The organism is Gemmatimonadota bacterium (genome assembly GCA_016209965.1).
GTDB lineage: Bacteria > Gemmatimonadota > Gemmatimonadetes > Longimicrobiales > RSA9 > JACQVE01.
Window position 1 is genome coordinate 1 of record JACQVE010000215.1, and the last position, 8,333, is coordinate 8,333.

9 protein-coding genes are annotated in these 8,333 nt (G+C 68.4%); all 9 read left to right on the forward strand.

Annotated elements, in window-relative coordinates; all coding sequences use genetic code 11:
* The coding region (locus HY703_08605) for a CTP synthase (protein MBI4545241.1) at positions 1-779 on the forward strand (779 nt) is incomplete at its 5' end.
* Positions 776-1,630: a 3-deoxy-8-phosphooctulonate synthase gene (gene kdsA, locus HY703_08610; protein MBI4545242.1), complete on the forward strand. Its 855-nt coding sequence runs from the start codon at positions 776-778 to the stop codon at positions 1,628-1,630. The genes HY703_08605 and kdsA, both read left to right, overlap by 4 nt.
* The gene (locus HY703_08615) at positions 1,623-2,192 is read left to right on the forward strand and encodes an HAD hydrolase family protein (GenBank protein ID MBI4545243.1); all 570 of its coding nucleotides are present in this window, start codon (positions 1,623-1,625) and stop codon (positions 2,190-2,192) included. The genes kdsA and HY703_08615 overlap by 8 nt, the downstream gene beginning before the upstream one ends.
* A complete protein-coding gene (locus HY703_08620; protein MBI4545244.1) occupies positions 2,176-3,144 on the forward strand; it encodes a KpsF/GutQ family sugar-phosphate isomerase in 969 nt (322 codons plus the stop codon). The genes HY703_08615 and HY703_08620 overlap by 17 nt, the downstream gene beginning before the upstream one ends.
* Positions 3,141-3,698, forward strand: coding sequence for an LPS export ABC transporter periplasmic protein LptC (gene lptC, locus HY703_08625; GenBank protein ID MBI4545245.1), 558 nt, complete (start codon positions 3,141-3,143; stop codon positions 3,696-3,698). Before HY703_08620 ends, lptC begins: the two co-directional genes overlap by 4 nt.
* Positions 3,698-5,269: a hypothetical protein gene (locus HY703_08630; protein MBI4545246.1), complete on the forward strand. Its 1,572-nt coding sequence runs from the start codon at positions 3,698-3,700 to the stop codon at positions 5,267-5,269. The genes lptC and HY703_08630 overlap by 1 nt, the downstream gene beginning before the upstream one ends.
* Positions 5,269-6,486, forward strand: coding sequence for an LPS export ABC transporter ATP-binding protein (lptB, locus tag HY703_08635; GenBank protein ID MBI4545247.1), 1,218 nt, complete (start codon positions 5,269-5,271; stop codon positions 6,484-6,486). Before HY703_08630 ends, lptB begins: the two co-directional genes overlap by 1 nt.
* The gene (rpoN, locus tag HY703_08640; protein ID MBI4545248.1) at positions 6,483-7,946 is read left to right on the forward strand and encodes an RNA polymerase factor sigma-54; all 1,464 of its coding nucleotides are present in this window, start codon (positions 6,483-6,485) and stop codon (positions 7,944-7,946) included. Before lptB ends, rpoN begins: the two co-directional genes overlap by 4 nt.
* Before the next feature lie 57 nt (positions 7,947-8,003).
* Positions 8,004-8,333, forward strand: a 330-nt coding sequence (locus HY703_08645) for a glycosyltransferase (GenBank protein MBI4545249.1), incomplete at its 3' end; no start/stop codon positions are given.

Below are 8,333 nucleotides of genomic sequence, written 5' to 3' on the forward strand. Positions count from 1 at the left end.
GGATTGCCGTGGTGGGGAAGTACACGGCTCTGGTGGATGCCTACAAGTCCGTCAACGAGGCGCTCATCCACGGCGGCATCGCGAACGACGTCGGGGTCGCGATCGAATGGCTGCTGAGTGAGGACTTCGAGGAGGGCAAGGGCGTCGAGCGCCTGGCGCACTACGACGGGCTGCTGATCCCTGGCGGTTTCGGCGTGCGCGGCGTCGAGGGAATGCTGGAAGCGATCCAGTGGGCGCGCAACAACGAGCTGCCGTTCTTCGGCATCTGCCTGGGGCTGCAGTGCGCGGTCATCGAGTACGCTCGAAACGTTTGCGGCCTCGAGCGCTCGCACTCCTCCGAGTTCCACCGGGAAACGGCCGACCCGGTGATCTGCCTCATGGACTCGCAACGGCAGTTGACCGAGCTGGGCGGCACGATGCGCCTGGGTGCGTACCCCTGCCGGCTGCGGCCGGGCTCGCGGGCGCACCAGATCTATGGTGCGCTCGAGATCAGCGAACGCCACCGGCACCGCTACGAGGTGAACAATGCCTACCGCGACCTGCTGGCGGAGTACGGATTGCGCTTCAGCGGCCTCTCGCCGGACGGCATCCTAGTGGAGATCCTCGAGCTGCCAGAGCACCCCTGGTTCTTAGGGTGTCAGTTCCACCCCGAGCTGAAGTCGCGGCCCACGCGGCCACACCCGCTGTTCGCGGCCTTCGTGCGCGCCGCCATGGAGCATCGCGATGCCGGCGCAGGGCGCCCGGCGCCCCGCTTCGAACCCGTTGAGGTGGCGGATTGAGCGGCAGCGTCGCAGATCTGTTCCAGGCCGGTGCGCCCTTCTTCCTCATCGCGGGGCCCTGCGTGCTGGAGGACGACGAGCTGAACCTGGCCGTGGCCCGGGCACTGGCGGAGCTGGCGGCCGAGCTCTCCCTGCCCGTCATCTTCAAGGCGTCCTTTGACAAGGCGAACCGCAGCCACCCCGATTCTCCGCGGGGGCCGGGCCTCGAGCGGGGGCTGGAGCAGCTCGAGTGGGTGCGGCGGGAGAGTGGGCTCCCCGTGCTCACGGACGTGCACGAGGCCGGGCAGGCCGCGCCCGCCGCGGAAGTCTGTGATGCCCTGCAGATTCCGGCGTTTCTCTGCCGGCAGACGGACCTGATCGCCGCGGCGGCCGCGACCGGGCGGCCGCTGAATCTGAAGAAGGGGCAGTGGCTGGCGCCGGAAGGAATGGCCGGGGCGGTGGCCAAAGCGCGCCAGGCCGGCTGCCAGGCAGTCGTCCTCACGGAGCGGGGCACGTTCTTCGGCTACGGCGACCTGGTGGTCGACATGCGATCGTTCGACCGGCTGCGCGCGATTGCGGGCGGCGCGCCGGTGCTCTTCGACGGCACGCATTCCGTGCAGCGGCCGGGTCGGGACGAGGGGCGTACCGGCGGCGACGGGCGCTTTTCGTCTTTACTGGTTCGGGCGGCCGTCGCCGCCGGTGCCGACGGGTTGTTCCTCGAAGTGCACCCCGCACCGGAGCGGGCGCCTTCCGATGGCCGGAACATGCTCCCACTCGCGGCGCTCAGGCCCTTAATCGAGCAGGTGCTGGCGCTCAGGTCGGCCCTGGCCGGCGCGGCCTGGCAGGCGGCAGGAGCGCCCCTGCGTGCCTGAGCGACTGCCGCCCGATCTGGCGCGACGGATCCGCATGGTGGTCCTGGACGTGGATGGCGTGCTGACGGATGGGGGCATCTACATGGGTGGGGCAGCACAGGGACAGGCTGTCGAGCTCAAGCGCTTCGACATCACGGACGGACTCGCAGTCAAGATGCTGGCGCGTGCAGGCGTGCAGGTGGTGCTGGTGAGCGGCCGCGAATCGGCGGCCAGCCGGGCACGCGCTCGGGAGCTGGGCGTCGAGTGCGTCGAGGACGCGGCTGCCCGCAAGCTGCCCGTCCTCGAAGCGCTCTGCCAGCGACACGGGCTCGACTGGCACGAGATCGCGTTCCTGGCCGATGACCTGGCCGATGTGCCCGTGCTGCGCAGGGTAGGACTGCCGGTGGCCGTGGCCAACGCCACCGCCGAGGTGCGGGCGCTGGCACACTGGGTGACCCAGCGGCCGGGCGGCACGGGTGCGGTCCGCGAGTTCGCCGAAGTGCTGCTGCAGGCCCGCGGCGAGTGGCGCCGGCTGCTCGCCGAATACTACCAGGGTCGGGAAGGCGATGAATCGGGGCGATGACCTGCTGGCCCACGCACGGGGCGTCGTCCGTGCCGAGGCGAGCGCGGTCGCCGCGCTCGAAAATCGACTCGGCGAGCCGTTCCTCCGCGCTGTCGAGCTTATCGCCAGCGCCAACGGCCGGGTCATCGTCAGCGGGATCGGCAAGAGCGGCATTGTAGGCCGCAAGCTCGCGGCCACCCTCACTTCCACCGGCACGCCCGCCCTCTTCCTGCACCCCGTGGAAGGCTTGCACGGCGACCTGGGCATTGTATCACGCGGCGATGTGGCCGTCCTGATCTCGAAGAGCGGCGCGTTGGAGGAGCTGGCCGGGCTGGTGGAATTCCTGAGCCGCCAAGGTGTAGCAATGATTGCACTTACGGGTCGCCTGGATTCCGCGCTCAGCCGCGGCGCGACCGTGGTGCTGGACTGCTCCGTCGACGAGGAGGCGTGCCCCTTCGATCTAACGCCCACCACGTCCACAGCCGCAGCCATGGCGCTGGGCGACGCGCTGGCCGTCGCGCTGCTCGTGCACCGGGGGTTCACGCGCGAGGACTTCGCCCGGCTGCACCCGGGCGGTGCGCTGGGCCGCAAGCTGGCCTTGCGCGTGCGGGATGTGATGGTGACAGAGGACTACCCCTGTCTGGGGATGTCCGCGAGCATGCGGGAGTGCGTGGTGCTGCTGGCGGAGCGGCGGGGCACGGTGCCGATCGTGGACGAGGGCAGGCGCGTCGTCGGCGTAGTGACGGCGGGAGACCTTACCCGGCTGATGGAGCGGGAGCAGAGCTTTTTCGACGTGCCGGTCTCGACGGTCATGAATCGGGACCCGAAGCTCACGGGCCCCGACGTCCTGGGCGCGGCGGCGGTCTACGAGATGGAGAAGCACGGCATCATGGCCATGCCTGTGGCGGATGGGGAGCGGCGGCTCCTGGGAATTGTTCACCTGCACGATCTGATGCGGGCGGGCGCCGTATGAGCGCTGGGATCCGCTGCTTGTACGGTCTCGGTCTGGGGGTGAGCTGCGCGCTCGCCGCGTGCGCCGGCGGGGGCGCCGATCCCTTGGCGGAAGACAACCTCGCGGGTATGCCGAGCGACCAGGTGATTTACGGGCTGACCCACTTTTCCACGGCGCAAGGCGTCCGGCGCGCCGTGCTGCGGGCCGACACGGCGTACGTCCACGAAGACTCGGCACGGATTGACGCGAGGCGCGTTCACCTGACGCTGTTCAACGAGCTGGGACGCGAGGCGGCGGACCTGACGGCCGCGGCGGGCGAGCTCGACATACGCACGGAGGCCATGACGGCGCGCGGCAACGTGGTGCTCGTCGCGCGGCAGGGGCAGAAGCGTATCGAGACGGAGGAGCTCCATTTCGATCCGCAGACGGACCGCATCTGGAGCGATGTGGCCACCACTCTGCAGGATGCAGGCACGGTGATCCGGGGGCAGGGTTTCACCTCGGACGGACAGCTCAGGAACGTGCGGGTACGGCGGCCGACGGGGCGCGTGGAAGGCCTGAGGATCGAGTTCTGATGAGGACGGCCGCCGCCTTCGCGCTGCTCTTACTCGCGCCCGGGTACCTGGGCGCGCAAGGGCAGGGGTGTGACCTGCGCGGCCAGCCGCAGGAGCTCATCAAGCAGGTCGTGGGCGGCATCGAGATGGCCGTGATTCGTGGCCCGGCGGAGTTCGATTGCACGGGCGGCGTGGTGATCCGGGCGGACAGCGCGGTCAACTACCGGGCGTCCGGCGAGCTGCACCTGGTGGGACACGCCTTCTACAGTGACTCGCTCAAGAGCCTGACGGCCGACTGGGTGAACTACGAGGGGCGGCGAGGAATGGTGGAAGCCCGGGGCAGCGTGGTCCTGACTGACCGTCGCAGCGGCTCCGTTGTCACGGGAGCCTTGCTGTTCTACGAGCGAGCGAGCGTCGCCGGCGAGGAGCCGCGCGCCACGGTCGAAGGTCGGCCGCACGCCGTCCTGCATTCAGCCAGCGGCAGGCCGCGCCTCGACGCCGCGGCATCCGCGGCTGGTGCGGGGCCGCCGCCAGAGCAAGTGGCCGAAGCCGCTGCTGCAGCGGCTCCGGATTCCGCCGCTCTGCCGCTCGAAGTGGACGCCGATCGCATGGAGATCCTGGGCGAGCGGGAGTTCCGTGCCTGGGGGCGTGTCGAGCTGCGCCGTGGCGAGATGCGCGGCTTTGCCCATGAAGCGCATTTCGATCAGTCGCGCGACCGCCTGGAACTCCTGGGCGATGCGCGGATCACAGGCGCGGATTACGAGCTGAGCGGTGGGGAGATCGATGCGGAGCTGGAAGCCGACCGGCTGCGGCGCGTGATCGGGAAAGGCGAAGTCGTGTTGCTGAGCGAGGAGCTGCGGGTCGCAGCGCCGGAACTGCAGATCTTCCTGCTGGAGGGAGAGATCGAGCGGCTGGTCGCCCGGCGCGAGCCGCAGGCCGAGGGACACTCGACCCGCAGTAGGGCGCAGGATCCGCGGCGGGATCAGAGCGGCCGGGAGGCGGCGGTCGTTGCCGCGGGGCGTGCGACTGGCCGGGAGCAGGATCCCCGGCCCATGGTGGTGGCCAGCGACTTTCAGCTCACCGCGGACTCCGTCGAGGCGATCGCGCCGCGGCGCCGGCTCGAGCGGGTCGTGGCCGTGGGCGGCGCCCACGGCGAGCGGCTCGATGCGCCCGCCGAATCCGAACTGGCGGACCTCCCAGATGTGGTGGCCCGTGACTGGATCCAGGGCGACACGATTGTCGCCGAATTTGCGGAGGCCGCGACGGATAGCAGCAGGTTCGGCCGCGGCCGGGCGCCCAGCAAGGCGTTTTCCGGGAGCGCGGCCGATTCGCTTAAGCGAGCGGAACGCCCGGAGCGTGAGCTCGAGCGCCTGGTGGCTATCGGCGGGAAAGGGCGGGCCAGGTCAGTCTACCGGCTGCGGGAGTCGGGACCGCAGGGTAGCCCGAGCTCCGGCCTGAACTACATGATCGCGAGCCGGATCACGCTCGTCTTCCGCAAGGGTGAAGTCCATGAGGTACAGGCGGAAGGGCCGGTGCACGGGATGCATGTGCAGCCGACCCGGCCGGTCGTGGCGGGGCCGCCCAGGCGATGATGGATCGGGAAGGCCTGACTCGGTATGTGGCGCAGCTCGCCCCGCACGACGCCTCCGTCGCACTGGCACTGCTCGAGCTGGTGCGCAGAGCGGATGACGAGGGGGCGCTCGAGCGCGGCGAATGGCTGGCCGCGCTGCGGGCCGCGTACCGTCGTCTGGGGCCCGGCTCGATCGGCGGAGCCGAGTCGAGCGGCGCCGATGAAGTCGCACCCGAGGAGCTGGGCCGCTACCTCGAAGAGCACGCCGTGGCAGCGCTGGCCAGCCGCGGCATCGCCCGCAGCGAGCCAGAAGGGCCGGCGTGGGAGCAACTGCGGCTGACAGCGGACCTCTGGGCCGAGCTCGCAACCGAGCGCGCCAGCGTTGTGGCCGAGCTCGAAGCCGCGGTAAGAAACTTGCTTGACCAGGCCCTGCACAGGGCCGCGCCCGTCAGCGATGGGAACGGCCGGCGCGCCGCGCCGGGCAGCGTGCTGCGGGCACGGAGCCTTATCAAGGTCTATCGACGGCGCAAGGTCGTGAATGAGGTGGACCTGGACGTGTCCCAGGGAGAGATCGTCGGGTTGCTGGGCCCGAACGGGGCCGGGAAGACGACGACCTTCTACATGATCGTCGGGCTGATCTCGCCGGACCACGGGAAAGTCTTCCTGGACGGCCACGACCTGGCCAGTGTGCCCATGTACCAGCGCGCACGCCGGGGGATCGGCTATCTGGCGCAGGAGCCCTCCGTGTTCCGCAGGCTGACAGTCGAGGAGAACATCCTCGCCATCCTGGAAACGTTGGGGCTCGAGAGGGCGGAGTGTGAGGCGCGGCTCGAGGCGTTGCTCGACGAGCTCACGATCAAGCACCTGCGGAGCGCCAGGGCTTATTCCCTGTCCGGCGGCGAGCGGCGTCGCCTCGAGATCACGCGCGCGCTGGTCAGTGACCCGAAATTCATGCTGCTGGACGAGCCCTTTGCCGGGGTGGATCCCATCGCCGTGCACGATATCCAGCAGATCGTGGCCGGGTTGCGCCACCGTGGGATCGGGGTAATCATCACCGATCACAACGTCGAGCAGACACTGGACATCGTGGATCGGGCGTACATCATGTATGATGGCCGTGTGCGGGTTTCGGGTACGGTGGCGGAACTGGTCTGGAACGACGAGGTCGCGGAGATCTACTTTGGTCCCACACTCACGGCGCGGATGCGCGAGCGCTACCGGCCGCCGAAGGAAGCATGAGCATTAGGACGGGACTGTATCAGGGCACGCAGCTCAAGCAGGAGCTGAAGATCAATCCGCGCCTGTATCAGGCAATGGATCTGCTCTATATGCCGCTCCTCGATCTGCAGCAGCACCTCAAGCAGGAGCTGTTGAACAACCCGTTCCTGGATCTCGAGGAGCCCGCGGTCTCGCCCGAAGAGGAGGCGGTGCCGGACAAGCAGAAAGAGAAGGAAAAGGAGCAGGAAAAGGAGGAGATCGACTGGGAGGAGATCCTGCTCGAAGGCTTCGACACGGGTGGGCGCCGGGCCGAGTACGAGGAAAAGGAGTACTACGAACCGGTGCCGGTCGACACGCGGGACCTCTCCGATCACCTGCGTGACCAGCTCGTGCTCATGCGGCTTTCGCCCCGGCAGATGCTGCTGGGCGAGGAGATTATCGGCAACATCGATGATGACGGCTATCTCACCTGTGGGCTGTGCGAGGTCGTCACGGCGCTCAACGTGTGGCTGCAGGAGGAGGGGAGCGCCTGGGCCGAGGAGGGTGAGAGCCTCGAGGCCTTCAGCATGGCCGAGGCCGAGGAGATGCTGCGCGTCGTGCAGGGCTTCGAGCCGCCCGGCATCGGCGCCCGAGACCTGCGCGAGTGCTTGCTGCTTCAGCTCCGGGATGCGGAAAAGGAGGACACCCTCGCCTACCGCATTGTCCGCGACTACTTCGACCAGCTCATCAACCACCGCTGGTCCGAGACCTCGAAGGAGCTCTCGATCACGCCGCGCGATGTGCAGGCGGCGGCCGACGAGGTCGCGAAGTTGGACCCGAAGCCCGGCCTCAAGTACGCCGCGCCATCCGACAACTACATCATCCCCGACCTGGTAGTGGAGAAGATCGATGGCGAGTACCTGGTCTTCCTGAACGACACGACGCTGCCGCGTCTCAAGCTGTCGCGCGCCTACCGCGAGATTGCGCGGGACAAGAGCAAGTTCAAAGGCGAGAACAAGGAGTTCATCTCGAACAAGCTGAACAGCGCCAACTGGATGATCCAGGCCATCGAGCAGCGGCGCCAGACGATGCTCAAGGTGATGAACTTCATCGTGGACCGGCAGCGCGAGTTCTTCGAGAAAGGGGTGCAATACCTGAAGCCGCTGACGCTGCGGGAAGTGGCCGAGGTGATTGCTATGCACGAATCGACCGTCTCGCGCGTGACTAACGAGAAATTCGTGCAGACGCCGCGCGGCGTGCTGCCGCTCAAATTCTTCTTTTCCAGTGGGCTCTCGACGGCCTCGGGCGAGGACGTGAGCGCCCGCGGCATCAAGGCCAAGATCCAGAAGCTGGTGGACGACGAGGAGTCGCGGCGCCCGCTCACGGATCAGGCGATCGTGAATATCCTGAAGGAAGAAGGGATCCAGATCGCGCGCCGCACAGTGGCCAAGTACCGCGATCAGTTGGGTATCCTGTCGGCCCGCATGCGCAAGCGGGTGTAGCCGCGCCAGTGCTCCTCCGAGCGCCCCGCCCCCGCCATAAACGGACGCGGTAAGAGCATGCACAGCAGCGCACCAGCGGCGTCCGCACTCCCCGCCCTCTCGGAAGCGGCGCGGCGCAACTTTGCCGTCATCATCCCCGCCTACAACGAAGCCGAGAACATGCCTGACCTGGTGCGCGAGCTCCGTTCCGTCTTCCAGCGTTTCGACCTGCAGGGTGACGTCATCCTGGTGGACGACGGCACAACGGATGGCACGGCGGCCGCGGCCGCGGCCGCGGCTCGCGGCTGGGACCGCTTCCGCGTGGTCAGCCACCGGCGCAACTTCGGCAAGACGGAGGCGCTACTCACCGGCGCGGAGGCCAGCGAGGCGGAGTGGCTGGTGCTCTAC

What these genes read in the sequence shown, in the direction of transcription:
- HY703_08620 (MBI4545244.1), top strand. Translation starts at nt 2,176, where the DNA reads ATGAATCGGGGCGATGACCTGCTGGCCCACGCACGGGGCGTCGTCCGT.
- lptC (MBI4545245.1), top strand. Translation starts at nt 3,141, where the DNA reads ATGAGCGCTGGGATCCGCTGCTTGTACGGTCTCGGTCTGGGGGTGAGC.
- HY703_08630 (MBI4545246.1), top strand. Translation starts at nt 3,698, where the DNA reads ATGAGGACGGCCGCCGCCTTCGCGCTGCTCTTACTCGCGCCCGGGTAC.
- lptB (MBI4545247.1), top strand. Translation starts at nt 5,269, where the DNA reads ATGGATCGGGAAGGCCTGACTCGGTATGTGGCGCAGCTCGCCCCGCAC.
- rpoN (MBI4545248.1), top strand. Translation starts at nt 6,483, where the DNA reads ATGAGCATTAGGACGGGACTGTATCAGGGCACGCAGCTCAAGCAGGAG.